Origin of the sequence: Agrobacterium sp. CCNWLW32, from assembly GCF_037083425.1 — a bacterium.
Taxonomy (GTDB): Bacteria; Pseudomonadota; Alphaproteobacteria; order Rhizobiales; family Rhizobiaceae; genus Agrobacterium; species Agrobacterium radiobacter.
This window is the reverse complement of record NZ_JBAOJM010000045.1, coordinates 1-507: the sequence shown is the minus strand read 5'-3', so window position 1 is coordinate 507 and position 507 is coordinate 1. Positions and strand designations below refer to the sequence as shown.

Sequence of the window (507 nt, the reverse complement as noted above, 5' to 3'; positions counted from 1 at the left end):
CGGCAGGCTGAGTATCTGCAGCAGCATCGCAATTACGGCAAGCCCCGCCGTCATCGACATGGCGATGCGCCATCCCACCCAGTCGCTGATCAAGGCGCCCATGGAGGGAGCCGCAATGGTGGCGAGTGAAACGCCGAGTGTGACGATAGCCATGCCGCGCCCGGTCGAATTTGCGCCAACGAGCCGCGCCACGACAGCAACCGAAAGCGCCCAGAAACCGCTGAGCGCAATACCCAGTCCGGCCCGGCCGACCAGCAATAGCCAGAAATCGGCAGCAACTGATGCGAGAATGTTGGAGCCAATCGCCAGCGCGCTAAGACCGACAAGCACAGTCTTGCGGTTCAGTTTGCCGATGAGAACATTGCTCAGCAAAGCCGTTACAGCGCCCACGGAAGCTGTCGCCGTAACGACCTGTCCCGCCGTGCCCTCTGTAATGCCGAGATCGCGCGCCATGGGCGTCAACAATCCCGCTGGCAGAAACTCGGCCGATACCAGCGCAAAACTGGT

Annotated in this window: 1 protein-coding gene; it reads right to left on the bottom strand. The window is 61.5% G+C overall.

The genetic code is table 11. From position 1 onward, the window contains the following. The coding region (locus V6R85_RS26035; protein ID WP_336377361.1) for an MFS transporter at positions 1–507 on the bottom strand (507 nt) is incomplete at both ends.